The sequence below is a fragment of the Ruegeria sp. CI1 genome (assembly GCF_056536925.1).
Genome location: NZ_JBQFQP010000006.1, coordinates 179,293 through 203,563 on the forward strand (window position 1 = coordinate 179,293; position 24,271 = coordinate 203,563).

Genomic DNA, 24,271 nt, shown 5'->3' on the forward strand with positions numbered 1-24,271 from the left:
CTAGGATCGTCAAGCAGATACGCGCTCCGCGACGTCTGAACCATCTTATTGGGCCTGTGACGCTTGATTGCCGATCTCTGTACTGCATCTCTTAAGCACAACGGTGAGCCAGATCAGACGGGCATATCAAAGAGCCGGATGCGCCGCCCGATAAGGCGCCTCGGCACTGGCCGTCAGTTCGGCCTTTTCAACCGTTCAGCCATCTCCTTGAACCCACGCGCTTCGGCGTGCTGCAGCGGTGTGACGCCATCGCGGTCGGCCAGGGACCGGTCGGCCCCGGCGGAGAGGAGCGCGTCGAGCACGGCCTGGTGATCCGCGCCACCATCGCCCAGAACCACAGCTTCCATCACCGCCGTCCAGTGCAGGTTGTTGATGTGATCGAGCGGCGCGCCCGCGTCGATCAGACGCCGCACCACCTCGGCATGACCGAGATGCGCCGCGGCGATCAGCGCGGTGCCAAGATAGGGACTCGTCACGAGGCCCGGATCGTTGCCCAGTTCGATGGCGAGCGACATCAGCTCGAGATCATCCGCGACGGCTGCGATCGTCACGACGTCATAGGCCCGGTGTTCGAGGGCATTCATGTCGGCACCGGCCTCCGCCAGAGCGCGCAATGCCTCGTCCTCGGACGCGAAGGCTGCCACATGGATCGGCGTCCGGCCTCTGGAGTCTCGGGCATCGACGTCGGCGCCTTCACGGATCAGACGCTCGATCCCAGCGACATCGCCCTCATGGGCGGCCTGGAAGAGGCCGTCGTAAGCAGCGACCTCGCTGGCAGAGGGGGCGGTTTGCGCAGCGACCGGACCGGCGAGGCCAATGAGAAGGGCAGTCAGGGAAAGACGGCGCATGGGTCTACCTTTCTTGGGGTGTTCGTGAGGACGGGTCCGCGCATCAGGCGCGGACCCCAATGGATTCACTCGGCGCCGATTGCGTCCAGTCCGGCACGGGCGCAGGCCTCGTCCAGGTGTCCGCCGGGGGCACCTCCGACGCCGATACCGCCCACCAGCGCGCCTCCGATCCTGATGGGCAGACCACCGCCCTGGATAACCATGCGCGCATCCATGTAGCGCAGACCGTCGTGCTGCGGGTTTTCGCCGATGAACTCGGCAAGCCCTGCCGTGTCGCGCCCCATAGAGGCCGAGGTGAAGGCCTTGCCCTGAGCGCTGCCGACGGTATGGGGCCCCGAGTTGTCGGCCTTCAGGTGCACCTTGGTGGCACCATCGCGGGTGACGATGGCAACGCTCACGTTGTAGCCGTCAGCGGCACAGGCTTGAAGGGCCACATTCGCGGCGTCGCTCGCCATGGCAAGCGGCAGATAGGGGCTGGTGGGCAGGTCCTGCGCGTGCGCTGCCACGGGAGCGGCGAAAGCGGCGAGAAGGGTGATTGTTCTGAGCATGTCGGTTCTCCTTTGCTGGTGATAGGGAGACACCTAAGCCACCACGGGATTCTAACCCATTCGTAGGCCAGCCCAACACCTCCGTAGAACTACCGAGTGGGCTCGGCCTCGATCCAGAGACGCGTCATCTCGGCCGGCGAGGTGGTGCCGAGCTTGGCCCCGATCGCCGCGCGATGGCTTTCCACCGTCCGGGGGGAGACTTTAAGCGCTGCGGCGATGTCGCGGGTCGCGAAGCCCCGCGCCACGAGTGACAGGACTTCCCGCTCGCGCGGCGTCAGCCCGGACAGGAGCGCCAGTGTTTCCCGGCGCTCGGCGTCTGCTTCGGCGGTCCTGCTCAGTGCTGCCTGCCCCTTCTGTATGGCGTCAATGAGGTCCTGCTCGTCCACCGGTTTCGACAGGAAGTCGATGGCGCCATTACGGAACGCCTTTCGGCAGGCTTCGATATCGCCATGCCCGGAAATCACCACCGTCGGCCATTCCACACCGCTTGCGGTCAGGCGTTCCTGCAGCTTCAATCCCGAGATTGCCGGCATCCGGATATCGAGGATCAGGCAGCCCGGGCCCAGCTTCGGAAGAGCCGACAGGAAGTCTTCGGGACCGGCGAAGGTCCTGACATCGATCCCCACGGTGGAGAGCAGCAGCGAGAGAGCGTCCCGGACCGCCGCATCGTCGTCGACAAGATAGACCGGCGCGGTCATTCCGCCGCCTCCCGGGCGGCACGGGCCAGAGGCAAGCTGATCCTGAAGCGTGCACCCTCGCGGGCCTCGACCAATGTCAGATCGCCGGCGGCTCGCTCGACAAGGCGATGGCTAAGCGCAAGGCCGAGGCCTGTTCCGTTCTCCCGGGTCGTGACAAAAGGGATGAACAGCCGGTCCCGCACATCCGGACGAATTCCGGGACCGGTGTCGCTCACCTCGATCACCACCATCTCGGCGTCGAGCGACGCCTCAACGGCAACCTCCCGCGTCCCCGTACTCTCGGCGACCGCGTCGAGCGCGTTCCGCATCAGGTTGAACAGGACCTGCTCCATTTCCACCCGATCGCCCTCCACCGTCAGAGGCGTCGGTGGCAGCGTCAGGGTGAGGCTGGCGCCAAGCTCTTGTGCCTGTCCCGCGAGCAGGCTTTCCGCCACGCGGATGCAGTCTCTGAGATCGATGGGTTCCGCGTGGCGCTCCCCCGGCCGCGTCCACGTCCGCAGGCGCTCCAGAATAGCGGAGGCGCGCCGCGTCTGTCCAACGACCTCCTCGAGAATCTCCGCGACGCGGTCTGTGTCTCCGCGTGCGGCAAGGTGTCGGGCCGCCTGCGCCTGCGCCAGGATCGCCGTCAGGGGCTGGGTCAGTTCATGCGCCATGCCACTTGCCATCTCGCCGAGCGCGTTCACCCGGGATGCATGGCTGAGACGGGTTTCGAGACCGCTGAGTTCAGCCCGCGCCTCCGCGGCGCGGACCTTGGCGCGTTGTCGGCCGATCACGCGCAGCGCTAGGGCACACAATGCGATCACGGCCAGGACGAGGACCACCCGGCCCAGCGGCAGAATGTCCGATATTGTCATGCGGATCGCCGTCTGCAGTTCAAGCGGCTGCGTGCCACTCGACAGGGCGCGAGTAAACTGCGGCGCGTGGGAGTCTGCGACGACGCCAATCAGCGGAGTGCCGTCCGGCAGCGCCAGCCAGCGCGACGCCTCGGCCCGCGTCCAATAGGCGGAGTCTCCATCCAGCAGGGCCGCGGCATCAATGACAAGGGCGAGCCCATAGCGCGCCGCGTCGGAGTTGGGGCTTCGTTTGACGATCAGGTAGGCCGGGCGGTCAGAGGGATGCCGCACCAGGACCGGCGCGCCGGTCGAGCGTTCGGCGTTTGCGCGGATGAGCTCCCGGAGATCAGTCTCGCGGACCCCGATTTCCAGCACGCCGTCTTCTCCGTCCAGCGGCACGAGGGAAATGCCGATGATCCGGGGGTAGAACCGCATGATCGCGCCCGCGACCTCGCGAACGAGGTCCGGACGCTGCTCCGCTCCGGCCACCGCGATGGCAGACAGGGCCGTCAGATGCGCATCGTGCTGATCGACGCGTTGTGAGGCGACCGCGTGAAGGCGATCGCTCTCCGCCGTCAGGTCGGCCAGCCGCGCGCTGCGCTCGAAACCGGCGAGAAGCCCAAGCGCCAGGACGCAGACAACCACCCAGGCGATCCCCCGGGCAAGGGGTCGGCGCAGGATGTCTCGTGCTGGTCGCGCTCTCTCTGACACGTGTCCGGTTCCGGTGTGGGCGATGCCTCTTCAAGCATCGTGACGTGGAGACAAGCATATCCTCCTGGCCCCGTTTTGAAATCCGTAGAACTACAGAGGCGCGAGGGACATTTCATTGGTGCGTCGCTTGCCACTAAATGTGGGGCACCGGTCACTTGGGAGTTGGTTTGAACATCGAGAACATTTGATGTTCGCATCCTGCTTGCCCCAGTCGTTCACATACACAGCGAACAAATGTGTCCCACCCGTCTTACTTTTCACTTCGGTCGCGAAACTACACAAAGCTGACCTTGGGTTGAAAAGATCGAAAGCCCGCTTCGTCCGCACAGCCGTCACCCATCGGCAGGCGCGATGGAGGCAGGTGCGGCCCCGACAGTCGGCTGCAAAAGCGACAAACCGGCCCGCTATCAGGTGCTTTCCTCTTCGAGGTGCAGTTTCATGTCGATCAGCACCTGTTGCAGTTGCACGGTTTCGCGCAGCAGGCGTTTGGCCTCGTTCACGGTGATGATGCCGTCTTCCATCGCTTCCTGGTATTCGCTCATCAGCATGGCAAAGCGCTGGCTGAGCGCGATCACGTCGGAATTCACGCCGCCGGTTCTGGGCTCGTCCGAGTTGCGGCCGTTGTAGGACAGGGTGATGTTCTTGAGGTCCGCCAGCGCCGAGGTCACGTGCGGATAGCTGGATTTGGCCTCAAGCTTGGCGACCGCATCCACCGGCATGAAGCGGTCGGAATGTTCGGCATTGTCGGAATAGTACCGGCCCAGCGTCGCCTTGGATTTGCCGGTGATCTCGCAGGCTGCCTCGATCCCGACATCCTTGACCAGCGCCTCGGTGTGTTTCTTCAGATAGGCGCAGATATCTGCCATTTTCGCCTCATCGAACAACTGCCTCTGCCGACCCTTTTTTGTTTCCGGGGGAAAGGGTCAGGAAATTTCCCATTTCAGAGTATTAATTCAAATGTCATACCTTGGCTATCCCTCAGACAAACGAGGGATTTTGTGAGTGAGTGGCGGCAGTTCCTGCTGGTAGTGAGTGTTGGCGGGGCAAAATTGATCGCCCCGCTCCTTTCCGGTCAGATGATGGCCAATGACGTCGTCGTTGCGGTTATGGGTTGACCATCCCCGAACGAGCGTTGGCTCAGGCCCCGTTGCCGTGGCGGCGGCGTCGTGTAACCTTGTATCATCGCATAACTCTTTGGCCCACAGCGCCTTGCCCCCTTTGCGCGGGCGGTCTAGACCCGGCGCATGGCCAAGCTCTACTTCAACTATTCGACCATGAATGCCGGCAAGTCGACAGTCCTGCTGCAGGCGTCGCACAACTATCGTGAGCGCGGCATGCAGACCTATCTGATGACGGCGGCGGTCGACGGGCGCGCGGGCGCCGGGCGAATCGCGTCGCGAATCGGGATCTGCGAGGAGGCCGACACCTTTGGCCCGGGCGACGATGTGTTTGCGATGATCGAGGCGCGGCTGGCACAGGGCGAGGTGGCCTGTGTTTTTGTCGACGAGGCGCAGTTTCTGACCGAGGATCAGGTCTGGCAACTGGCCCGCGCGGTGGATGATCTGGATGTGCCGGTGCTGGCCTACGGGCTGCGGGTCGATTTCCAGGGCAGGCTGTTTCCCGGCTCGGCGACGCTGCTGGCGCTGGCCGACGAAATGCGCGAGGTGCGCACGATCTGCAAATGCGGGCGCAAGGCGACAATGGTGATCCGGCAGGATGCAAATGGCCGCGCCATCACCGAAGGCGCGCAGGTGCAGATTGGCGGCAACGAGAGCTATGTCTCGCTCTGCCGCAGGCACTGGCGCGAGGCGGTCGGCGATCTGCCCTCGGCCTGATCACGTATCAGACCGCAGCCTGCCCGTGGCAGGCTGCCCGGCCCAACCGGCGGTGGCGCATCCCTGATGCGCCTGCGGCGGGCGGGAGCGCATGTGGTTCAGTTCACCGCGTTGGGCAGATCGTGGCCTGCGACGAAGGCGGCGACATTGTCGAGCGCCATGTGGCCCATGTTGCTGCGCACCTCTTCGGTTGCGGTGCCGAGATGCGGCAGCAGGGTGACGTTGTCCATCGCGCGCAGTGCTTCGGGGACCGTTGGTTCGAACTCGTAAACATCCAGCCCGGCGCCAGCGATCTCGCCGGTTTGCAGGGCCGCGATCAGGGCGGGCTCGTCCACCACTTCGCCACGGGCGATGTTGACGAGCAGGCCGGTGGGATTCATCGCCTTGAGGATTGCGGCATCGATCAGGTGCCGGGTCTCGGCACCGCCGGGGACCGCGACGATCAGAAAATCGACCGAGGCCGCCAATGTGGGCAGATCGGCGGCGGCATCAGCCGGGAAATCGAGCTGTTTCGGGCTGCGGGCCACATAGGCCACCTGCATGCCGAAACCGAAGTGGCAGCGCCGGGCGATGGCCTGTCCGATGCGGCCCATGCCGACGATGCCGACGCGCTTGCCGGTGACGTGATGGCCCAGCATCTGGGTCGGGTGCCAGCCCTGCCACTGACCCGAGCGCACCAGCCGCTCGCCCTCGCCCGCGCGGCGGGCGGTGGACAGCAGCAACGTCATGGCAATGTCGGCGGTGGCGTCGGTGACGGCGCCCGGCGTGTTGGTCACGGCAATTCCCGCTGCCTTTGCCGCCTGCGTGTCGATGTGGTTGTAGCCGACGCCGAAATTGGCCAGCAGCCTGCAGCGGGGTTGCGGCACCGAGGCAAAGACCCCGGCCGAGAACAGATCGCCCAGCGTGGGCACCACCACGTCGAAATCGGTCAGGGCGCGGCGCATCTCGTCACCGGAGAGCGGCGTATTGCCGTCGCGAATCTCGGCACCGAATTCGGCGCGCGCCCGCGCCTCGACCGCTGGCGTCATCGGGCGGGCGATCCAGAGTTTCATCAGTGCATCCTTCCGCCCAGCGGCACCTTGCCGTCGGGGCCGATCAGAACGATTTCGCCGCTTTCGTCCGGCAGGCCCAGCACCAGAACCTCGGACATGAACTTGCCGATCTGGCGTGGGGGAAAGTTGACCACCGCCATCACCTGCTTGCCGACCAGAGTGGCCGGATCGTAATGCGCGGTGATCTGGGCCGAGGTCTTGCGTTCACCGATCTCGTCACCGAAATCGATCCACATCTTGATCGCAGGTTTGCGAGCTTCGGGGAAGGGTTCGGCACGGATGATTTCGCCCACGCGCACATCCACTTTCAGAAAGTCGTCAAACGATATTTCACTCACGCGAGAGCTCCCTGGATCGGATGGTTGCGGCCTTGACCGCGCGGTGCAGCAGGTCGGGGAACCCGGTTTCCTGGTGCATCAGCACCTCGAGCGCGGCCTGTGTGGTGCCGTTGGGCGAGGTCACGTTGATGCGCAGCTGTGCGGGGTCTTCGTCGGCTGCCATGGCCAGCGCCCCGGCGCCGGCGACGGTGGATTTGGCCAGTTTCATCGCAAGCTCGTGCGGCAGGCCATGCGCCTCGCCCGCTTTGGCCAGCGTTTCGATCAGGTGAAACACATAGGCCGGGCCGGACCCGCTGACCCCGGTGACGGCATCCATCTGGGATTCGTCGTCAAGGCGAACGGTCTGACCCACCGCCGACAGCAGGCTTTCGGCCTGGTCCATATCGGCCTCGGAGGCGTGTGCATTGCCGATCAGCGCGGTGATGCCCTGACGGATGGCGGCCGGGGTGTTGGGCATGGCGCGGATGATGGGCGTCGCCGTGCCCAGAACTTTTTCGAATGTGGCGATGGAGGTTCCGGCGGCGACCGAGACGAACAGGGTGCGCCCGCCGCCCAGCGCCTTGATCGCGGGCAGCGCTTCGCCCATCATCTGCGGCTTGACCGCCACCAGCACCACAGCGGGCGCTTCGGGCAACGGGGCGTTGATGTTGACGCCCTGCGCCTTGAGCCAGTCGGACGGATACGGATCGATCACCCAGACCGACGCGGCCGGAAGCCCGTGTTCCAGCCACCCGGCCAGCATCGCCGACCCCATCTTGCCGCATCCCAGAAGCACCAGCCCCTGTTCGGCAACACGTTCCATGTCCATGAAAAGCCCCTCCCCCTTGTTAAGGTTCGGGGCGCAGGTTTACGCGCGACCGTAGGCCTCTGCAATGGCGACTTGCATCGCATCGGCAGAGCTGCGGTTGCCCCAGGTCACCAGCTGGATCGCCGGGTAATAGCGCTCGGCGCTCAGCACGGCGGCGGTGATCATGGTGTCGATCTGTTCGGGGCTGGCCGTCTGGCCGCCCGCAAGAACCAGACCATAGCGATAGACCATCAGCCTTTGCCCGCCCCAATAGGTAAAGGCGCCGGCCCAGCATTGATCGTTCATTGCGTTGAGCAATTCGTAGAGCTGTGGAATGCGCTCTTCCGGCGGCTCCATCTCGAACGAGCACACCATGCGCAGCGTCTCGTCAAAACCGGACCAGGCCAGGGTGATCGAATAAGTGCGCCACTGGCCTTCGACCGCCATGGCGATCTGATCGTCCCCGATGCGGTCGAAATCCCATTCGTGATGTTCGGCCAGATGTTCGACGATGTCGATCGGATGGATGTCTTCTTCCAGATACTGCTCGGAAAGGGCCATGTTACACCTCACTGATCTCTAGCGGTTTGGGGCTGGCAGCGCCCCAGCGCTAGTTGCCTGCTCTACAAACCGGGCGTCAGCCTTGGGTCTGTACCAGATATGGTGCGATGTGGTTGCTTTCCTGACAACCCCCATTTTTGGGGATAACAGCAATAAGTTGTGGACAGACGGCAACGGCGATCAAAATATCGACGTTTGATGCAGCTTTTTCTTGCATTAAGCAAGCGGAACGGCAGAATACACCTCACCGCGCAGCCCCGGCGGGTTGCTCGGAATGGTTGTTTATTCCCGAAATTCCGGCGTCAGCGGCGATCAGTCGCCCTGTTTGGCCTCGAGCGCGGCGATGCGCTTTTGCAGCGCGGCGTTTTCTTCGCGCGCCTTCTGGGCCATCGCGCGCACCGCATCGAATTCCTCGCGGGTCACGAAGTCGCGGTCGGCGAGCCAGCGGTCCATCATCGATTTCATCGCGGTCTCGGCCTCTTCCCGCGCGCCCTGGGCCACGCCCATGGCGTTGGTCATCAGTTGGGAAATGTCGTCAAGAATCTTGTTGCGGGTCTGCATGTCTTTACTCCCGTGTCGCGGTTGTCCTCTATATGGGTCACAAGCGCGGCAGGCTCAAGGTTGACTTGCCCCTCAAACCACGGGCAATGAGACGCACATGCAGGCAGTGATCCCCTTTCCCGACCTTTCGCCCGAACTGTTCTCGATCTCGATCTTCGGGATGGAGTTCGCGCTGCGCTGGTATGCGCTGGCCTATATCGCGGGTATTCTGATCGCGTGGCGCATGGCGCTGACGGCATTGCGCCGTCCCGCCCTGTGGCCGGATCAGGCGCCACCGATGAGCGCACGGCAGCTGGAGGACCTGCTGACCTGGATCATTCTGGGCGTCATTCTGGGCGGACGGCTGGGATTCGTCCTGTTCTATCAGCCGGGATATTACCTGCAGAACCCGGCCGACATCCTGAAAGTCTGGCAAGGCGGCATGGCGTTTCATGGCGGCATGCTGGGCGTGATCGTCGCCGCGTTTCTGTTTGCCCGAAAACACCGGATCCCGACCCTGCTGCTGGCCGATCTGGTCGCCCACACGGTGCCGCCCGGATTGCTGTTGGGGCGGCTGGCGAATTTCGTCAATGCCGAATTGTGGGGGCGGCCAAGCGATGTACCCTGGGCGGTGATCTTTCCCGGTGAGATGGCGCAGTATTGCCCGGAGGTCGAAGGGGTTTGCGCGCGCCACCCCTCGCAGCTTTACGAGGCCGGGCTGGAAGGGCTGCTGCTGGGCGCGTTGTTGCTGTGGCTGGTCTACCGGCGTGGCGGGTTCCGGCAACCGGGCCTGATTCTGGGCGTGTTTCTGGCGGGCTATGGCCTGTCGCGCTTTGTCGTCGAGTTCTTTCGGCAACCGGATGCGCAATTCGTCTCGGACGGCAATCCGCTGGGGCTGGCGTGGCAGGCCGGCGGCTATGGCCTGACGATGGGACAGGTGCTGTCGCTGCCGATGATCGCCGTTGGCCTGTGGTTCGTCTGGCGGGCCAGGCGGGCGCGGGCATGAGCCTGCGCGACATACTGATCGGGCGCATCCGGCAGGATGGGCCGATGACGGTCGCGGATTACATGGCCGAATGCCTTTTGCATCCCATGCACGGCTATTACTCTACCCGCGACCCGCTTGGCGCTGAGGGCGATTTTACCACCGCGCCCGAGATCAGCCAGATGTTCGGCGAACTGGTGGGGCTGGCGCTGGCGCAAAGCTGGCTGGATCAGGGGAGCCCCGCCCCCTTCACGCTGGCCGAGCTTGGCCCCGGACGCGGGACGTTGATGGCCGATATCCTGCGCACGACGCGCGGCGTTCCCGGTTTTCACGAGGCGGCCCGCGTGGTTCTGGTGGAAGCGTCCCGAGCGCTGCGACAGGTTCAGGCCGACACCCTGACCAAGGCCAGCCCGCGCTGGCTGGACAAGGTCGAAGACCTGCCGGATGCACCGTTGTTTCTGGTCGCCAACGAGTTCTTTGACGCCCTGCCGGTGCGGCAGTTCCTCCGCGACGGCGCCGGCTGGCGCGAGCGGCTGGTTGGCGAAAGGGACGGCAGGCTGGCCTTTGGTCTGGGCGCGCAGGCGCAACAGGCCGCGCTGGATTACCGGCTGGGTGACACGCGCGAGGGCGATCTGGTCGAGCTGTGCCCTGCCGCCGCGCCGGTTACTGCCGCCGTTGCCGGGCGCATAGCGCGCCATGGCGGCGCGGCGTTGGTAATCGATTATGGCGACTGGCGGTCGCTGGGAGATACGTTTCAGGCCCTGCGCGCGCATGACCGCGCCGATCCGCTGGCCGATCCGGGACAGGCGGATCTGACCGCGCATGTGGATTTCGAGGTGCTGGCGGAGGCCGCCCGCGCCACGGGTTGCGCGCATAGCCGGTTGACCACCCAAGGCGTGTTTCTGGAACGCCTCGGCATCACCGCCCGCGCACAGGCCTTGGCGCAGGGAAAGGCAGAAAATGACCTGAATGCGCTGATTGCCGCGCATCGCAGGTTGACGCACCCCGAGGAAATGGGAAACCTGTTCAAGACAATGGCGCTTTATCCTGCGTCATCCTCACCACCACCCGGATTGGACCCATGACGCTGGAAATACTGACGTCAGACCTTTTGACCCCGGCACACCACGGTTTCTTCAGCCGCCGCGGCGGGGCGTCTTCGGGCATATTCTCGGGGCTGAACTGCGGTGTCGGATCAACGGACCTGAACGACGCCGTGGCCCTGAACCGCACCCGCGTGGCGGACGCCATGAAGGTGACGGCCACCGATCTGGTCGGTGTGTATCAGGTGCATTCCGCCGATGTGGTGATTGTGACAGAGCCGCTGGACGAACGGCCCAAGGCCGATGCGCTGGTGACGGCGGTGCCCGGGCTGGCGCTGACCATCCTGACCGCCGATTGCCAGCCCGTGCTGTTTGCCGATCACAAGGCCGGTGTCATCGGGGCCGCCCATGCCGGATGGCGCGGCGCGTTGGGCGGAGTGCTGGAGGCCACGCTGGATGCGATGGAATCGCTGGGTGCGCGGCGCGAAAACACGGTTGCGGCAATCGGTCCCACGATCTCGCAGAACGCCTATGAGGTAGGGCCGGAGTTCCTGGACGATTTCCTGATGGAGGACATGGACAACACCCGGTTCTTTGCCAATGGCAATGGCGACCGGATGCTGTTCGACCTGCCCGCCTATGGGCTGCACCGACTGCGACAGGCCGGAATCGGGGCCGCGGAATGGACCCGGCATTGCACCTATTCCGACCCTGACCGGTTTTATTCCTATCGCCGGGCCACACATGCGGGCGAAGTTGACTATGGCCGGTTGATATCGGCGATACGACTTTGAGGCATTGCGGCCAAATTAAGGCAAAACCGCCACGATCCCGCCCAAAAATTTGTATCTAATTTCCTGTGAATCAGCTGTGGAAATGCACCTGACCTCAACCGGTTAAGTGCGTTGCACGCACAGTCGAAATCTGGCGCAGACAGGAAAGGAGTCCGCAAGACGCGCAAATTTGTCCTCTTTTTTTCCCGGATCGGCCCTAAGGGCGCCGCAAAACCATTTCATTTTGGAATTATCCAAGCTGGACGGGTGCAAAGCCCGCTGAAGGAAGGGGAAGAATGAAAACCGGTTCACGCTTTATCAGGTCGGTGATCGCAACTGCCAGGGATCACGTGCTGCCAATGCCCTGGAAGCTGAAATCGGGTCGTTCAGACAACATCACTCGAATGTGAGTGAGTGTGAGATATCTCCGGAAGGCCAAGCTGCCGGCCTTTTGGATCGTCCGTATCGGCAAGCGCCCTGGGCCGATGTGGATCTGAACCGCAACTGTGCGCGGTGTTCCGGGGCGTGTGAGTGTGGTGGGCTTTTTTGCCTGCTTGTTATGAGTTCTGTTTTGGGGGGTCATCGTTTTGACCAAAGTTGAGCATCAAATCGCTCGCTTTTTAGGCCATTGCCGCTGCATCGAGCGCGGTTATTGCGACCGTTTCAGGACATTAAACCTGTATGCCAATTCAAGGCCGTCTGAGGGGGCTGCCCAAAATATGGCAGGAATAAAGGGGACGGAATACGAATGTCTATTCCATATTCGTTAACGCGAGCGGCGCGCAATGCTGTTGAAACATCTGCGCTGCTGCAGGACCCGGCTGCGCTGCGCGGTCAGAACCGGCCGCAACTCAGGCGTTACGAGGTCTGCGCCAAGGCCGCCAACGGTGACATCATCCAGAAACGCCATATCGCACCGGCCCTGCCGCTGTTCGAGGATGCGTTCTGCGCCTTTTCGCGCGGATCGCTGATCGAGACCGATCAGGGGCCGATGGCCATCGAGGACCTGCTGCCCGGAGATCACGTCGCCACTCAGGACGGCTCGCAGGAAGTCTTGTGGAAAGGCTCCATCACCTTGCTGCCGGGGCGTCCCGACGCGCGGGGGCGGACCCATCCGTTGACCCGGTTCATGGCCGACACGTTCGGCATCCAGAAACCGATGTCGGGGGTCATTGCCGGGCCGGCGGCGCGCATTCTGGCCACGCCCGCGCATCTGCGCCACCTGTCCAGCGGGTCCCCGATGCTGACGCCGGTGCAGGAATTCGTGGACGGCATGAGCGTGGTGGAAACCATTCCGCCCACCCCGGTCGAGCTGTTTCACATCTGCCTGAAGAAACACGCGGTGATCAATGTCGACGGCATCCAGTTCGAGACCTATCACCCCGGCATCAATGCCGTACGCATTCTGGGTCAGACATTGCGTGAGCTGTACCTGAGCCTGTTCGAGCACATTCACACGCTCAGCGATTTCGGCCCGCTGGCATTTCCGCGTGCCGGTGACGGCGAAATCGACGCGATCACGGCCTGAGGGGAAACGCCATGCATCTGCTTCTCAGCTGGGTTTTCTCACTGACCATCGCGGCGTTTCTGCCGTCTTCGACCTCGCCTTCGGGCGCGGTCGCGATCAGGCGCTTCGGCTCAGGCGTTCTTCCAGGACGTCAAACGGAACGCCGGGTTCGTCCTTTGCGCCTCGAATGACAAGCGACGTCTTGACGCTGGCCACGTTCGGCGTGGTCAGCAACTCTCCGGTCAGGAATTGCTGAAAGCTGCTGAGATCGGGTGAGACGCATTTCAGGATGAAATCCACCTCGCCGTTCAGCATGTGGCATTCCCGGACCAGCGGCCAGTTGCGGCAGCGTTCCTCGAAGGCGCGCAGTTCGACCTCGGCCTGGCTGTCCAGACCGACCATGGCAAAGACCTGAACCTCGAACCCCAGTTCACGGGCGTTGACATCGGCGTGATAGCCGCGGATATACCCGGCCTCTTCCAGGGTGCGCACCCGGCGCAGGCAGGGCGGAGCGGATATTCCCACACGTTTTGCGAGTTCGACATTGGTCATGCGACCGTCCGCCTGCAATTCGGAAAGAATCTTGCGGTCAATTTCGTCCAGCCGTGTAGCGACCATAAAATGCTCCTGGGTTTTTCGGTTCTTATAGCAGCGCCCCGGTTGGGCGCAATATTATTTCGCACCCGCGCAACATTCTTTAATCTCAAAGACATATTTGGCCTCGGCTGAGGGCGCTGCGGGAACAGGAGCGGATCATCTTGGGGCTTTAAGAGCGTGGCCTGCGCCGCTATATCCCTCGTTCGAGACCATCAGGTTCATTCGGGCAGAAAACGGGGGCACCATGACCGAGACACGTCACACCAAGGTTCTGATCATCGGGTCGGGGCCTGCGGGCTATACCGCCGGCGTTTATGCAAGCCGGGCCATGCTGGAACCCATACTGGTGCAGGGCATCGAGCCCGGCGGCCAGCTGACCACGACAACCGAGGTCGAGAACTATCCCGGCTTCACCGAAGTTCAGGGCCCCGATCTGATGATCAAGATGCAGGAGCATGCCGCCGCGATGGGATGTGAGGTCATCGGCGACATCATCACCGATCTGGACCTGTCCAAACGGCCGTTTACCGCCAAGGGCGACAGCGGCACCACCTATACCGCTGACGCGGTCATCCTAGCCACTGGAGCGCGTGCGAAATGGCTGGGCCTGCCGTCCGAGGACAAGTTCAAGGGCTTTGGCGTGTCGGCCTGCGCAACTTGTGACGGCTTTTTCTATCGCGGGCAGGAAATCGTGGTGATCGGGGGCGGCAACACCGCCGTGGAAGAGGCACTGTTCCTGACCAATTTCGCCAGCAAGGTGACCCTGATCCACCGCCGCGATGAGTTGCGGGCGGAAAAGATCCTGCAGGACCGGCTGTTGAAGAACGAAAAGATCGTGCCGCTGTGGTTCCACACGCTGGAAGAGGTGATCGGCACCGATGCGCCGCTGGGCGTCGAAGGCGTTCGGGTCCGGAACGTCAAGACCGACGAGATCACCGAAATCCCCTGCAAGGGCGTATTCGTGGCGATCGGCCATGCGCCCGCAAACGAGCTGGTCAAGGACACGCTGGAGACCCATATGGGCGGCTATGTCGTGACCAAACCGGGCAGCACCGAAACCTCGATCCCCGGCGTTTTTGCAGCGGGCGATCTGACCGACCATGTCTATCGTCAGGCGGTGACAAGCGCCGGTATGGGCTGCATGGCGGCACTGGATGCCGAACGGTTCCTGGCCGAACAGGACTGAACGGATGCCGGAATTCTCCGGCCCGGTCCGGAGAATTCTGCTGCGGTCGTGCAGGGCATGATTCATTGCCCTCCCTCGCGACCTGGCTTTAACCACGCCAGCTTGGTGGGCCCGCCCCCGGCGGTGCCCCGGGCAAACGCCGGCACGGGCTGGCCCGGTGACAATCGCGAGAGTGGGGCTTGACCATCCCGGTCTGCGCCTCACAATGTTGACCCTGGCGCGAAAAGCAAACCGGAGGCGCAAGTGGCAAGTGTTCTCTGGCGAGGCAACTGGACGACACGGCTCAGGATCGTAACCGGGCTGATCCTGCTCACCTTTGCCTTTTTCCATTTTTTCAACATCGGTCTGGGCCTGTTCCATACCGACTATCTGCACGACATGCAGGACGGTCGGACAATGGTGTCGCGCCACGGCCTTGTGAGCATCGTTCTATATGCGGCACTGCTGATCCATGCCGGTCTGGCGCTGGTCTCGGTTGCGCGGCGCAGGACATTGCGCATGCCGTTCAGTTCGGCCCTGCAGATTGTTCTTGGCCTTCTGATTCCGCTACAGCTGATCTCGCATCTTGTGCAGACGCGCTATGCCCATGAAATCTATGACGTCAATGACGAGATGGGCTATATCATCGCGCTGATGTGGCCTGGCCCGGCCATCTGGATGCAGAGCCTGCTGCTGCTCATCGTCTGGGTGCATGGCTGCATCGGCCTGCACATGTGGCTGCGGCTGACCCGCTGGTGGTCGGGGATGGTGCCCTATCTGATCGGATTGGCGGTGTTTGTCCCCTGTTTTGCGCTGGCCGGGTTGCTGACCGAAGGGCGGCGGATCTGGGCCGATTTTTCCGATGAGTTCCTGCGCGAGCAGTATATCGAACACTATAACTGGCCCAGCCCCGAAGCCTTCGAGGCGATGTTCAGCGTCAAGGATAACGCCCTTATGGCGTTCTGGGCGGCACTGGCGGCGGCGCTGGCCTTTCATCTGGGTCGCAAGATGTGGCGACGCAGACATTCGGTGCGAATTCAATACGTGGACGGCCCGGAAATCCGCTCGGAAAAAGGCATGACCCTGCTGGAGATGTCGCTTGCCAACGCGGTGCCGCATACCGCCCTGTGCGGCGGCAAGGGGCGCTGCACCACCTGCCGGGTCATCGTCGAGGAAGGCGCCGACCTGCTGCATCCGCCGGGCACGGTCGAGGCGCGCAGCCTTGCCGCCATCGATGCCCCGCCCGGTATGCGGCTGGCCTGCCAGATCCGCCCGATGGACCCGGCGACGGTATTCCGCGTCTTTCGGCCCGAAGGCGGGCGCAACCGCGCGCATGCCAGTCAGGGGCAGGAACGGCAACTGGCAGTGTTGTTTCTGGATATGCGTGGGTTTACCGCCCGTACCACGGGGCAGTTGCCATATGACGTTGTTTTCCTGCTGAACCGGTTCTTTGACGCCATCGTGCCCGCAATCACGAAAGCGGGCGGTGTGGTGGACAAATACCTTGGCGACGGGCTGTTGGCGGTGTTCGACACCCGGGACGCCGCCAGTTCGGCGCAGGCCGGTATTCAGGCGGCAATCGGCGTCAGCCGCGCCCTGCAGGAGTTCAATCAGCGGCTGGCACAGGAAGACGCGCCGGAAATCCGGATCGGGATGGGGCTGCATATCGGCACCCTCGTGCTGGGCGAGATCGGGGCGGCCGGGCATGCGCCCCGCACCATCATCGGTGACACCGTCAATGCCGCCAGCCGACTGGAAGGCGAGACCAAGGCGCTGGGTGCCGAGCTGCTGATCTCGGCCAACGTATTGACGGCCGCGGGCATCGCGGTGGCGCCCCTCGCACTTCAGGAATTCAGGTTGCGGGGCGTTCCGGAACCCCTTGCCGCCCTGGCAGTTGAATCGGCCTCGGAATTGGCCTCGATGCTGGGGCTTCCGGAACAATGACCCTTTTGAGGGTCGCAATCCGTCACCTGGACGAAAATCTTCCCACAGATCGACAAATGCCGGCAAAAGACGTTCTGATTGGCGGAAAAACGACACACTTCGTCCTTTGTTGCGGCCGACCGTCTGGACTCCGCCCGTGCAACCGGGCAAATGCCGCTCGAAACTGCTGGAAAATGCAAATTCCCACCCTGGTGACACGAGTATTGAAATGACGATGTTGAGCAACCTAGCCCCGATTCCCGAACTGTACGTTTCCTACGAATCCGCCCAGAAGCTGAAAGTCGAAGCCGCCGACCTGACCAGCTGGGATCTGAGCCCGCGCCAGATCTGCGATCTGGAGCTGCTGATGAATGGCGGTTTCAACCCGCTCAAGGGTTTTTTGTCGGAAGAAGACTACAATGGCGTGGTCGAGAACATGCGTCTGGCCGACGGCACCCTTTGGCCGATGCCCATCACGCTGGACGTGAAAGAGGACTTTGCCGACAAGATCGAACTGGGTCAGGACATCGCCCTGCGCGATCAGGAAGGTGTCATCCTGGCGACCATGACCGTGACAGACCGCTGGACGCCCGACAAGGCGAACGAGGCTGCAAAGGTTTTCGGCGCCGACGACAGCGCACACCCGGCAGTGAACTATCTGCACAACGTGGCCGGAAAGGTCTATCTGGGCGGGCCGATCACCGGCATTCAGCCGCCCGTGCACTATGATTTCAAGGCCCGTCGCGACACGCCGAACGAGTTGCGGGCCTATTTCCGCAAGGTGGGCTGGCGCCGTATCGTCGCCTTCCAGACCCGCAACCCGCTGCACCGCGCGCATCAGGAACTGACCTTCCGCGCCGCCAAGGAAGCGCAGGCCAACCTGCTGATCCACCCGGTCGTCGGGCTGACCAAACCCGGCGATGTCGATCACTTCACCCGCGTGCGCTGTTATGAGGCGGTGCTGGACAAATATCCGGCCTCGACCACCTCGATGAGCCTGCTGAACCTTGCCATGCGCATGGCCGGCCCGCGCGAGGCGGTCTGGCACGGCCTGATCCGCAAGAATCACGGCTGCACCCATTTCATCGTCGGCCGCGATCACGCAGGCCCGGGCAAGAACTCGGCCGGTGAGGATTTCTATGGGCCCTATGACGCGCAGGACCTGTTTCGCAAATACCAGGACGAGATCGGCATCGAGATGGTCGATTTCAAACACATGGTCTATGTGCAGGAACGCGCCCAGTACGAGCCCAATGACGAGATCAAGGACAAGGACAATGTCACCATCCTGAACATCTCGGGCACCGAGTTGCGCCGCCGCCTGCAGGAAGGTCTGGAAATTCCGGAGTGGTTTTCCTTCCCCGAAGTCGTTGCCGAGCTGCGCAAGACCCGGCCACCGCGCTCGCAGCAGGGCTTCACGGTGTTCTTCACCGGTTTTTCGGGATCCGGCAAATCCACCATCGCCAACGCGCTCATGGTCAAGTTGATGGAAATGGGGGGGCGTCCGGTGACATTGCTTGACGGCGATATCGTGCGCAAGAACCTCAGCTCGGAACTTGGCTTCTCGAAAGAACACCGCGATCTCAACATCCGCCGCATCGGCTATGTCGCCTCGGAAATCACCAAGAACGGCGGCATCGCCATTTGCGCGCCCATCGCGCCCTATGCGACGACCCGCCGTGCCGTGCGTGAAGATATCGAAGCCTTTGGCGCCTTCTGCGAAGTCCATGTCTCGACCTCGATCGAAGAATGCGAACGCCGCGACCGCAAGGGCCTCTACAAGCTGGCGCGCGAAGGCAAGATCAAGGAATTCACCGGAATTTCGGACCCCTATGACGTGCCGGAAAATCCCGAATTGCGGGTCGAAACCGAAAATGTGGATGTCGACAACTGTGCACACCAGGTTTTGTTGAAACTGGAAAGCATGGGCCTGATCGCCGGGCACTGACCTCGCAACAGACTTGCAAGACGGCCCCCTTTGCGGGGCCGTATTCTTTTGGGGATGTCGGAATTACGAAAGGGCGCTGCCCCTCTTGCCCTTCGGGCAATTCACCCCGGGGGTATTGAAAACCAGAAAGAATCAGGAGCGTGCCGGAGGCGCACATTTTGGCGACGGTTGGCCAGGATCAGAGCTGATCGCGCAGCGCCCGCGCCACCCGGCCTTCGAAATCCCCCAGTTCCGCCGCTTTGGGCTTGATTGCCTGAAGCAGTGGCAATCTGGACGCGTAATCGTCCACAGTCAGAGCTTCGACTGCTTGCCGGATATCGTCGGCGCTTTTGCACAGGATCATGCCTGCCGGGTCCAGGAACCTCTCGATATTGGGACAGCCCCAATAGATCGGCACGGTATCGCACAGGATCGCGTCGATCAGTTTTTCCGAGACATAGTTGGTCTCGCGTACGTTCTCGATCACGATCGAAAACCGATAGGGCGCCAGCCCGTCCGACTTGCGCTCGAACGGCATGTAGCCGCGCCCCATGATATCCACGTCCTGCCCCGTTTCGCGGACCCAGTCGATCATCTCGTGGCGAAGCTGGTGACCGATCAGGTCCCGCTTGGCCGAGGCGATCAGGGAACAGGATTTGGTTTTCAGAGGGTTCAGGTCCGGCCAGTCGGACACCATGGTCGAGCCATAAGGCACGAAGACAGCGTTGGGGATGCTGTTCAGTAGGACTTCGTGAAAGGTAAAGACCCGGAAGAACCGCCGCCAGGTGAACCGCAGCAGGCGGTCGTGCTTGGCGTGGATTGCACTCGGTTCTCCCATCATCAACGAGATCTGCGCCCGTGTTCCCCGGCGCAGCCGGAAATGGGCCATCGTATTTGGATACATGATCAGGTGATCGCTCGGGGCCAGATCGCCCACACGGGCGCCGGTCAGGCGCCCGGGGCATCCCAGCGGCCAGATCAGGTCGGACAGCGGCAGCGCCGCCAGATCGGGGCCAAGCCGATTGCCGTAGGGCAACAGCGCGATCGCAGGCTCCGGCATCACATCTCACCTTCGGGCAGATCGACCTGCCCGCGCATCAGCACAAAACCCGATCCGGCCACCTTGATCCCCGTCATCCGGTCCGGTTCTCCGACCCGGGTGACGGTGGCGCGACCGGGACGGCCCATGTCATGGCCCTGCTCGGCGACGAAACTGTCCTTGGGCATCAGCCCGTATTTCCACAGATAGGCCGCCATCGCGCCGGTGGCAGAGCCGGTGAACGGGTCTCCGGGCGGGCTGGGCGGCGCCATCAGAAGACGGGAAAACGTATCACCCTGCCCGGTCGCGCCCTGCAGGGTGACCAGAAACGGCTCCATCATGTCGGTGCCGGAATAACCCTGGCTTTCGGCCATGCGGCGCAGGGCGTCGATGTTCAGCCTTGCCGCCCGCAACGCCTGATGGTCGCGCAGCACCGTGATGCAGAACGGCAGGCCGGTGGACACGATCTGAGGCGGCGAGACAATCGCCTCGGGGTTCAATCCAATCCCTTCGGCCACGAGTTCAGCCGGGATAATCGCGCCGAATTTCGGTGCGACCTGCGTCATCTCGATCTCGTCATCGGTGAGTCGAATCGACACAATTCCCGCACCGGTTTCAAGTGTCAGATCATCGCCCGAAATCATCCCGCGAGACCGCAGGGCCGCGACGGTTGCAATAGTGGGATGTCCGGCAAAGGGGATTTCGCGGCTGGCCAGGAAATAGCGCACGCGGATATCTGCAATTTCGGACGGGCCGGTAAAAGTGCACTCGACCAGAGAGGTTTCGCGCACGAAGGCTTGTGAGGTTTCCGGGGACAGTCCTGCACCGCCATGGACAACGGCACATCCGTTGCCGCCAAAGGGCCGGTCGGTAAAGGCGTCCACCCAGTCGAAATCGAACCAGCTCATATCCGCTCTCTCGCTGTGTCAGTATTCTCGGCGGGAGTACGGGCCCGGCCGGTCCGTATGTTTCGCCGTCCGGGCGGCGAATGTCACGTCAAATCGTGGCCGACCGTTGTCTTAGTGCACCGTCACCGGCGTCAGATCGTTCTGGCGGGCCAGTACGAAGGCCAGCTTGCGGTTGGCGACCAGGGCCAGTTGCTGACCGTTCGCGTCATGAACCGCATAGAGGTGATCGAGATCACCGGCCTGAATACGGACTTCTTCCGGCAGATCGGCCACGTCGACGGCCTTGACATAAACGATCCGGCTGTCCTTGTCCTTGAAATCGAATGGTGTGTGCATGGCTTACCCTTTCCTGATGTTGATCGTCTGCACCACCGCTTCGGGAATGGCGCGGGTCAGATCGATATGCAGCAGCCCGTTTTCCATCACCGCCTCACCGACCTCGACACCGTCTGCCAGCACGAACATGCGCTGGAACTGACGTGCGGCGATGCCACGGTGCAGGAACACGCGCCCCTCGCTGTCGTCGCGTTGCCGTCCCCGGATCACCAGTTGGCGATCCTCGATGGTGATTGACAGATCCTCTTCGGCAAACCCGGCCACGGCCAGCGTGATCCGATAGGAATGATCCGAGGTCTGTTCGATGTTGTAGGGCGGATATCCTTCGTTGCCGGCCTTGGCCGAGCGTTCCAGAAGGCGTTCCAACTGCTCGAACCCCAACAGGTGCGGATAGGAGCCAAGTGTAAGTTTCGACACGTTGTTTCGTCCTTGTTCATCAAAGCGACGGTTCGGGCGGTCCCGTTCTGGCAACCGCTCTGTCTAGAATATGGGAAGAAACCGGGATGTCCACAAGGTCTAGGCGGATTCCCTGTTACGCACTATTGTGTGTACCAAGCAGAACAAAAAGAATTGAGTCGCCATATGAATGCGCCAACGGACCTGTCGATGAAATCCGACGACGTGCTGAAGGTGGAACTGGAGGTCTTTCGCCGCCAGCACCGCGATCTGGATGAAGCCATCGAAGCGCTGGAAGCCAAGGGAACAGCCGATCAGCTTACGATCAAGCGGTTGAAAAAGCAGAAACTTCGCCTGAAGGACATCATTGCGATGATTGAAGACCGCCTGACGCCTGACATCATCGCCTGAACTTTTCCCCGTTGAACGGAATGCCGGATCGGACGCATTGGGCACGACGCCATGCCCGGACCAGGTGACGCGTCGTTCTGATCGCACCCATCCGAAGTGTCCAGCAGGAAAATCTCCATGAAAATGGCTGTCTTGGCGCATTGCCACATAGGCGGATTTGGCTATAGTGCGCGCTCTTTCCACAGATGGGGGCCGGGTGCATGGGCGACATCAAAGTAGGGATCATCATGGGCAGCCAGTCGGATTGGCCCACGATGAAGGAAGCCGCCGACATTCTGGACGAGTTGGGTGTGGCTTATGAGGCCAGGATCGTCTCGGCGCACCGCACCCCGGATCGCTTGTGGGATTATGGCAAGACCGCGGTGGAGCGCGGGTTGCAGGTGATTATCGCAGGCGCGGGCGGGGCGGCGCATCTGCCGGGCATGATGGCGTCGAAAACGCGGGTGCCGGTGATCGGCGTTCCGGTTCAGACCCGTGCGCTGTCGGGCGTCGACTCGCTTTATTCCATCGTGCAGATGCCCAGGGGCTTTCCGGTGGCGACCATGGCGATCGGGTCTGCGGGCGGAGCCAATGCCGGGCTGATGGCGGCAGGCATTCTGGCGTTGCAGGATGACGCCCTGGCCAAACGGCTGGATGACTGGCGCGCGGCGCTTTCGGCCTCGATCCCGGAAGAACCGCAGGGATGAGCCGGATCGGTTTCATCGGCACCGGCCATATCGCGGCGCCCATGGTGCGGTTTCTGGCCGCCAGGGGGCATCACATCGCGGTGACGGAACGCAGCGCGTCGGTTTCCGCACAGCTGGCGCAAGAGCTTGGGGTCGACGTGGATACGCCTCAAGGCGTCATCGACCGGTCCGATATCGTATTCCTGTGCCTGCGCCCGCATCTGGCGGCGGAGGTTCTTGCGCCGCTCAGCTTTCGGGCGGATCAGCAGGTTGTCTCGGTCATGGCGGCGGTGCCGGCCGGGCAACTGGCCAGACTGTGCGCCCCGGCCTCGGATTTCGTGCAGACCATTCCGCTGGGATTCCTGCAGACCGGAGGTTGCCCGCTGGCCGCGTTCGGCAATGACCACCTGCTGGCACAATTGTTCGAGCCGGAAAACCCGGTGGTGAAAGTGGCTGACGAGGTCGCGCTGAACGCACATTTCGCAATCTGCGCCATGGTTCCGGGAATTCTGGACCTTATGGCAACCGGTGCAGGGTGGCTGGCCCGGGAAACCGGCGATGCGGATGCGGCGGAGTTTTATACGACGCAACTTGTGTCGGGGTTTCTGTCGACGATGGACAAGGGCAAGGCGGGGCGTCTGGCGGAAGAACGCGATGCCCTGGCAACTGATGGCACTTTGAGCCTGCAGATGACGGATGCACTGACATCGGGCGGAGCACATGAAGCTTTGCGGTCCGCGCTGACCGCGATTGGAAAACGGCTGGAGACCTGACGATGACGGAAATGCTCGCCCCCGGTGCGACGATCGGAATTCTGGGCGGTGGTCAGTTGGGCCGGATGCTGTCGGTTGCTGCGGCACGTCTGGGCTTTACCACCCATATTTTCGAGCCGGGTCAGAACCCGCCCGCGGGGCAGGTGGCCGACCGGGTGACAACCGCGCCTTATGATGACGCGGAGGCGCTGCAGGCGTTTGCCGACAGTGTCGATGTCATCACCTATGAGTTCGAGAACATCCCGACCGAAGCGCTAGATCTGTTGGAGGCGCACCGCCCGATCCGTCCCGGTCGCGAGGCGCTGCGTGTCAGTCAGGACCGCCTGATCGAGAAATCCTTTCTGCGTGATCTGGGCCTGCTGACCGCACCCTTTGCCGATGTCGCCGATCTGGACGATCTGCAGGCGGCGATTGCCGAAATTGGAACACCGGCCATTCTGAAAACCCGCCGCTTCGGCTATGACGGCAAGGGGCAGGCCCGGCTGCGTGCGCCCGAGGATGCCGAGGCCGCGCTGGCGGACATGGCCGGCGCGCCCTCGATCCTGGAAGGGTTCGTGGAGTTCAGCCATGAAGTGTCGGTCATCGCCGCGCGCGGGCTGGATGGCCAGGTTGCCTGCTTCGATCCGGGCGAGAACGTGCATCGCGACGGCATCCTGCACACCACCACGGTGCCTGCGCGCCTGTCACCGGCGCAACGCACCGATGCGGTACTGCTGGCCGCCAACATCCTGAACGCGCTGGATTACGTCGGCGTCATGGGGGTCGAGTTGTTCGTGACGCCGCAGGGTCTGATCGTCAACGAAATCGCCCCGCGCGTGCACAATTCGGGCCACTGGACCCAGAACGGCTGTGCGGTGGACCAGTTCGAGCAGCATGTCCGCGCCGTCGCGGGCTGGCCACTGGGCGACGGCCAGCGCCACTCGGACGTGGTGATGGAGAACCTGATCGGCGCGGATATGGACCGGGTGCCGGATCTGGCCCGCGAGCGCGACGTGGCGATCCACCTTTATGGCAAGGCCGAGGTCAAGCCCGGGCGCAAGATGGGCCATTTCAACCGGATCACCCGCTGAGG

27 protein-coding genes are annotated in these 24,271 nt (G+C 62.8%); 12 read left to right on the plus strand and 15 right to left on the minus strand.

Translation table 11 applies throughout. The annotated features are described in order from the left end of the window. Positions 1–173 precede the first annotated feature (173 nt). The 5 genes from ACR0LZ_RS09165 to ACR0LZ_RS09185 form a co-directional block, all read right to left on the minus strand. The gene (locus tag ACR0LZ_RS09165; RefSeq protein ID WP_480749492.1) at positions 174–848 is read right to left on the minus strand and encodes an ankyrin repeat domain-containing protein; all 675 of its coding nucleotides are present in this window, start codon (positions 846–848) and stop codon (positions 174–176) included. A 65-nt stretch (positions 849–913) separates the two neighbouring features. Next, positions 914–1,396: a GlcG/HbpS family heme-binding protein gene (locus ACR0LZ_RS09170; protein ID WP_480749493.1), complete on the minus strand. Its 483-nt coding sequence runs from the start codon at positions 1,394–1,396 to the stop codon at positions 914–916. Between the two features lie 89 nt (positions 1,397–1,485). After that, complete coding sequence (locus ACR0LZ_RS09175; RefSeq protein ID WP_480749494.1) at positions 1,486–2,094, minus strand: response regulator transcription factor; 609 nt, start codon at positions 2,092–2,094, stop codon at positions 1,486–1,488. Continuing rightward, the gene (locus ACR0LZ_RS09180) at positions 2,091–3,572 is read right to left on the minus strand and encodes a sensor histidine kinase (RefSeq protein WP_480749495.1); all 1,482 of its coding nucleotides are present in this window, start codon (positions 3,570–3,572) and stop codon (positions 2,091–2,093) included. Before ACR0LZ_RS09180 ends, ACR0LZ_RS09175 begins: the two co-directional genes overlap by 4 nt. A 473-nt stretch (positions 3,573–4,045) precedes the next feature. Further along, entirely contained in the window at positions 4,046–4,504 is a 459-nt protein-coding gene (locus ACR0LZ_RS09185; protein WP_480749496.1) for a hypothetical protein, read from the minus strand. A gap of 378 nt (positions 4,505–4,882) precedes the next feature. On the opposite strand from ACR0LZ_RS09185, the gene ACR0LZ_RS09190 reads away from it, so the two are divergent. Further along, positions 4,883–5,473 (plus strand): thymidine kinase, encoded by a 591-nt coding sequence (locus ACR0LZ_RS09190; protein ID WP_480749497.1) that lies wholly within the window; start codon positions 4,883–4,885, stop codon positions 5,471–5,473. Between the two features lie 98 nt (positions 5,474–5,571). Here ACR0LZ_RS09190 and ACR0LZ_RS09195 read toward each other — a convergent pair whose 3' ends face one another. The 5 genes from ACR0LZ_RS09195 to ACR0LZ_RS09215 form a co-directional block, all read right to left on the minus strand. Further along, positions 5,572–6,525 (minus strand): 2-hydroxyacid dehydrogenase, encoded by a 954-nt coding sequence (locus ACR0LZ_RS09195; RefSeq protein ID WP_480749498.1) that lies wholly within the window; start codon positions 6,523–6,525, stop codon positions 5,572–5,574. After that, positions 6,525–6,863 (minus strand): tRNA-binding protein, encoded by a 339-nt coding sequence (locus tag ACR0LZ_RS09200; RefSeq protein ID WP_480749499.1) that lies wholly within the window; start codon positions 6,861–6,863, stop codon positions 6,525–6,527. Before ACR0LZ_RS09200 ends, ACR0LZ_RS09195 begins: the two co-directional genes overlap by 1 nt. Continuing rightward, entirely contained in the window at positions 6,856–7,671 is an 816-nt protein-coding gene (gene proC, locus ACR0LZ_RS09205) for a pyrroline-5-carboxylate reductase (RefSeq protein WP_480749500.1), read from the minus strand. Before proC ends, ACR0LZ_RS09200 begins: the two co-directional genes overlap by 8 nt. Positions 7,672–7,710: 39 nt before the next feature. Beyond that, entirely contained in the window at positions 7,711–8,211 is a 501-nt protein-coding gene (locus ACR0LZ_RS09210) for a type III secretion system chaperone family protein (RefSeq protein ID WP_480749501.1), read from the minus strand. 312 nt (positions 8,212–8,523) lie between these two features. Continuing rightward, positions 8,524–8,772, minus strand: coding sequence for an accessory factor UbiK family protein (locus tag ACR0LZ_RS09215; protein WP_480749502.1), 249 nt, complete (start codon positions 8,770–8,772; stop codon positions 8,524–8,526). Positions 8,773–8,869: 97 nt separating this feature from the next. On the opposite strand from ACR0LZ_RS09215, the gene lgt reads away from it, so the two are divergent. The 4 genes from lgt (at position 8,870) to ACR0LZ_RS09235 (ending at position 13,080) form a co-directional block, all read left to right on the plus strand. Then, positions 8,870–9,757 (plus strand): prolipoprotein diacylglyceryl transferase, encoded by an 888-nt coding sequence (gene lgt / locus ACR0LZ_RS09220; RefSeq protein WP_480749503.1) that lies wholly within the window; start codon positions 8,870–8,872, stop codon positions 9,755–9,757. Further along, positions 9,754–10,821, plus strand: a complete 1,068-nt coding sequence (locus ACR0LZ_RS09225; RefSeq protein WP_480749504.1) for a class I SAM-dependent methyltransferase — start codon at positions 9,754–9,756, stop codon at positions 10,819–10,821. The genes lgt and ACR0LZ_RS09225 overlap by 4 nt, the downstream gene beginning before the upstream one ends. Then, positions 10,818–11,573 carry a peptidoglycan editing factor PgeF gene (gene pgeF, locus ACR0LZ_RS09230; RefSeq protein WP_480749505.1) on the plus strand — a complete coding sequence of 252 codons (756 nt, stop codon included), beginning with the start codon at positions 10,818–10,820 and terminating at the stop codon, positions 11,571–11,573. Before ACR0LZ_RS09225 ends, pgeF begins: the two co-directional genes overlap by 4 nt. A 727-nt stretch (positions 11,574–12,300) precedes the next feature. Then, positions 12,301–13,080, plus strand: coding sequence for a Hint domain-containing protein (locus tag ACR0LZ_RS09235; RefSeq protein WP_480749506.1), 780 nt, complete (start codon positions 12,301–12,303; stop codon positions 13,078–13,080). A gap of 96 nt (positions 13,081–13,176) precedes the next feature. On the opposite strand, the gene ACR0LZ_RS09240 is transcribed toward ACR0LZ_RS09235, so the two are convergent. Beyond that, positions 13,177–13,677, minus strand: a complete 501-nt coding sequence (locus ACR0LZ_RS09240) for an Lrp/AsnC family transcriptional regulator (RefSeq protein WP_480599035.1) — start codon at positions 13,675–13,677, stop codon at positions 13,177–13,179. A 223-nt stretch (positions 13,678–13,900) separates the two neighbouring features. Here ACR0LZ_RS09240 and trxB point away from each other — a divergent pair, with 223 nt between their 5' ends. The 3 genes from trxB to ACR0LZ_RS09255 all read left to right on the plus strand — a co-directional run bounded on the left by trxB (position 13,901) and on the right by ACR0LZ_RS09255 (position 18,692). Then, positions 13,901–14,842: a thioredoxin-disulfide reductase gene (trxB, locus tag ACR0LZ_RS09245; protein ID WP_480749507.1), complete on the plus strand. Its 942-nt coding sequence runs from the start codon at positions 13,901–13,903 to the stop codon at positions 14,840–14,842. Positions 14,843–15,085: 243 nt separating this feature from the next. Further along, on the plus strand, positions 15,086–16,765 hold the full coding sequence (locus ACR0LZ_RS09250) for an adenylate/guanylate cyclase domain-containing protein (RefSeq protein WP_480749508.1): 1,680 nt from the start codon (positions 15,086–15,088) through the stop codon (positions 16,763–16,765). 208 nt (positions 16,766–16,973) lie between these two features. Continuing rightward, positions 16,974–18,692: a bifunctional sulfate adenylyltransferase/adenylylsulfate kinase gene (locus ACR0LZ_RS09255; protein WP_480749509.1), complete on the plus strand. Its 1,719-nt coding sequence runs from the start codon at positions 16,974–16,976 to the stop codon at positions 18,690–18,692. Positions 18,693–18,870: 178 nt separating this feature from the next. On the opposite strand, the gene ACR0LZ_RS09260 is transcribed toward ACR0LZ_RS09255, so the two are convergent. From ACR0LZ_RS09260 to ACR0LZ_RS09275, 4 genes are all read right to left on the minus strand, one after another. Beyond that, positions 18,871–19,731, minus strand: coding sequence for a glycosyltransferase family 10 domain-containing protein (locus ACR0LZ_RS09260; RefSeq protein WP_480749510.1), 861 nt, complete (start codon positions 19,729–19,731; stop codon positions 18,871–18,873). Further along, a complete protein-coding gene (locus ACR0LZ_RS09265) occupies positions 19,731–20,618 on the minus strand; it encodes a PhzF family phenazine biosynthesis protein (protein ID WP_480749511.1) in 888 nt (295 codons plus the stop codon). The genes ACR0LZ_RS09260 and ACR0LZ_RS09265 overlap by 1 nt, the downstream gene beginning before the upstream one ends. Before the next feature lie 111 nt (positions 20,619–20,729). Then, the gene (locus ACR0LZ_RS09270; RefSeq protein WP_480749512.1) at positions 20,730–20,954 is read right to left on the minus strand and encodes a DUF1150 family protein; all 225 of its coding nucleotides are present in this window, start codon (positions 20,952–20,954) and stop codon (positions 20,730–20,732) included. A gap of 3 nt (positions 20,955–20,957) precedes the next feature. Beyond that, complete coding sequence (locus ACR0LZ_RS09275) at positions 20,958–21,371, minus strand: Hsp20 family protein (RefSeq protein ID WP_480749513.1); 414 nt, start codon at positions 21,369–21,371, stop codon at positions 20,958–20,960. A gap of 165 nt (positions 21,372–21,536) precedes the next feature. Here ACR0LZ_RS09275 and ACR0LZ_RS09280 point away from each other — a divergent pair, with 165 nt between their 5' ends. The 4 genes from ACR0LZ_RS09280 to ACR0LZ_RS09295 all read left to right on the plus strand — a co-directional run bounded on the left by ACR0LZ_RS09280 (position 21,537) and on the right by ACR0LZ_RS09295 (position 24,269). Further along, the gene (locus tag ACR0LZ_RS09280; protein ID WP_480749514.1) at positions 21,537–21,761 is read left to right on the plus strand and encodes a YdcH family protein; all 225 of its coding nucleotides are present in this window, start codon (positions 21,537–21,539) and stop codon (positions 21,759–21,761) included. A 200-nt stretch (positions 21,762–21,961) separates the two neighbouring features. Further along, positions 21,962–22,447: a 5-(carboxyamino)imidazole ribonucleotide mutase gene (purE, locus tag ACR0LZ_RS09285; RefSeq protein ID WP_480749515.1), complete on the plus strand. Its 486-nt coding sequence runs from the start codon at positions 21,962–21,964 to the stop codon at positions 22,445–22,447. Further along, entirely contained in the window at positions 22,444–23,199 is a 756-nt protein-coding gene (locus ACR0LZ_RS09290) for an NAD(P)-binding domain-containing protein (protein WP_480749516.1), read from the plus strand. Before purE ends, ACR0LZ_RS09290 begins: the two co-directional genes overlap by 4 nt. Positions 23,200–23,201: 2 nt before the next feature. After that, a complete protein-coding gene (locus tag ACR0LZ_RS09295) occupies positions 23,202–24,269 on the plus strand; it encodes a 5-(carboxyamino)imidazole ribonucleotide synthase (RefSeq protein ID WP_480749517.1) in 1,068 nt (355 codons plus the stop codon). The last annotated feature ends 2 nt before the right edge of the window (positions 24,270–24,271 follow it).

What these genes read in the sequence shown, in the direction of transcription:
- ACR0LZ_RS09165 (WP_480749492.1), bottom strand. Translation starts at nt 848, where the DNA reads ATGCGCCGTCTTTCCCTGACTGCCCTTCTCATTGGCCTCGCCGGTCCG.
- ACR0LZ_RS09170 (WP_480749493.1), bottom strand. Translation starts at nt 1,396, where the DNA reads ATGCTCAGAACAATCACCCTTCTCGCCGCTTTCGCCGCTCCCGTGGCA.
- ACR0LZ_RS09175 (WP_480749494.1), bottom strand. Translation starts at nt 2,094, where the DNA reads ATGACCGCGCCGGTCTATCTTGTCGACGACGATGCGGCGGTCCGGGAC.
- ACR0LZ_RS09185 (WP_480749496.1), bottom strand. Translation starts at nt 4,504, where the DNA reads ATGGCAGATATCTGCGCCTATCTGAAGAAACACACCGAGGCGCTGGTC.
- ACR0LZ_RS09190 (WP_480749497.1), top strand. Translation starts at nt 4,883, where the DNA reads ATGGCCAAGCTCTACTTCAACTATTCGACCATGAATGCCGGCAAGTCG.
- ACR0LZ_RS09195 (WP_480749498.1), bottom strand. Translation starts at nt 6,525, where the DNA reads ATGAAACTCTGGATCGCCCGCCCGATGACGCCAGCGGTCGAGGCGCGG.
- proC (WP_480749500.1), bottom strand. Translation starts at nt 7,671, where the DNA reads ATGGACATGGAACGTGTTGCCGAACAGGGGCTGGTGCTTCTGGGATGC.
- ACR0LZ_RS09210 (WP_480749501.1), bottom strand. Translation starts at nt 8,211, where the DNA reads ATGGCCCTTTCCGAGCAGTATCTGGAAGAAGACATCCATCCGATCGAC.
- ACR0LZ_RS09215 (WP_480749502.1), bottom strand. Translation starts at nt 8,772, where the DNA reads ATGCAGACCCGCAACAAGATTCTTGACGACATTTCCCAACTGATGACC.
- lgt (WP_480749503.1), top strand. Translation starts at nt 8,870, where the DNA reads ATGCAGGCAGTGATCCCCTTTCCCGACCTTTCGCCCGAACTGTTCTCG.
- ACR0LZ_RS09225 (WP_480749504.1), top strand. Translation starts at nt 9,754, where the DNA reads ATGAGCCTGCGCGACATACTGATCGGGCGCATCCGGCAGGATGGGCCG.
- pgeF (WP_480749505.1), top strand. Translation starts at nt 10,818, where the DNA reads ATGACGCTGGAAATACTGACGTCAGACCTTTTGACCCCGGCACACCAC.
- ACR0LZ_RS09235 (WP_480749506.1), top strand. Translation starts at nt 12,301, where the DNA reads ATGTCTATTCCATATTCGTTAACGCGAGCGGCGCGCAATGCTGTTGAA.
- ACR0LZ_RS09240 (WP_480599035.1), bottom strand. Translation starts at nt 13,677, where the DNA reads ATGGTCGCTACACGGCTGGACGAAATTGACCGCAAGATTCTTTCCGAA.
- trxB (WP_480749507.1), top strand. Translation starts at nt 13,901, where the DNA reads ATGACCGAGACACGTCACACCAAGGTTCTGATCATCGGGTCGGGGCCT.
- ACR0LZ_RS09255 (WP_480749509.1), top strand. Translation starts at nt 16,974, where the DNA reads ATGACGATGTTGAGCAACCTAGCCCCGATTCCCGAACTGTACGTTTCC.
- ACR0LZ_RS09260 (WP_480749510.1), bottom strand. Translation starts at nt 19,731, where the DNA reads ATGCCGGAGCCTGCGATCGCGCTGTTGCCCTACGGCAATCGGCTTGGC.
- ACR0LZ_RS09265 (WP_480749511.1), bottom strand. Translation starts at nt 20,618, where the DNA reads ATGAGCTGGTTCGATTTCGACTGGGTGGACGCCTTTACCGACCGGCCC.
- ACR0LZ_RS09270 (WP_480749512.1), bottom strand. Translation starts at nt 20,954, where the DNA reads ATGCACACACCATTCGATTTCAAGGACAAGGACAGCCGGATCGTTTAT.
- ACR0LZ_RS09280 (WP_480749514.1), top strand. Translation starts at nt 21,537, where the DNA reads ATGAATGCGCCAACGGACCTGTCGATGAAATCCGACGACGTGCTGAAG.
- purE (WP_480749515.1), top strand. Translation starts at nt 21,962, where the DNA reads ATGGGCGACATCAAAGTAGGGATCATCATGGGCAGCCAGTCGGATTGG.
- ACR0LZ_RS09290 (WP_480749516.1), top strand. Translation starts at nt 22,444, where the DNA reads ATGAGCCGGATCGGTTTCATCGGCACCGGCCATATCGCGGCGCCCATG.
- ACR0LZ_RS09295 (WP_480749517.1), top strand. Translation starts at nt 23,202, where the DNA reads ATGACGGAAATGCTCGCCCCCGGTGCGACGATCGGAATTCTGGGCGGT.